We start from the raw sequence: 544 nt of genomic DNA, 5'->3' as shown, positions 1-544 counted from the left end.
GGTCGGGCGGATGCACCCACGGCAGGTCGGTGTCCTTGGCCCAGGGCTGCGAATCGAGCGRCAGCCGGTAGCCCATCGCCGAATCGCCGGGAATCAGGTAGCAGCGCTCGCCGCGCAGGAACCACGGGCCGGTCTGCCAGCGCGGGCCGTTCTTCGCCGGGTTGCGGGCGACCGGGAAGACATGCCCCACCACCTTGTCGAGGCCCTGGCCGAACACGTTGCGCAGGCGCTCGCGCTCCAGCGCGTCGGAGAGCTTCGTGTCGAACGGGTCGACATTGGTCGGCAGCTTGCGCTCGCGCCACAGGTAGTACCAGACATCCTCGTACGCCGGGAACACATGCTTGCCGTCCAGCCCGAGGCGCTGCGCAACGCCTTCGAGGAACTTCTGCGCCTGCACGTCGGTGACGCCGTAGTCCTTGTGCTCGTCGGCGAACAGCTCGGGGTGCGTCCACACCGGCTCGCGGTCCTTGCGCCAGAACAGGTTCAGCGACCAGCGCGGCAGCTGCTCGCCCGGGTACCACTTGCCCTGGCCGTAGTGCAGCAG

General features: G+C 68.9%; 1 protein-coding gene. It reads right to left on the bottom strand.

Annotation, left to right across the window (positions count from 1 at the left end; translation table 11 throughout):
• On the bottom strand, window positions 1–544 hold a 544-nt coding region (locus AC1D01_RS38155; protein WP_477875214.1), incomplete at both ends, for a transglutaminase family protein.

Source organism: Rhizobacter sp. P3_B12 (assembly GCF_056402895.1).
This window is presented reverse-complemented; position numbering and strand designations above follow the sequence as displayed.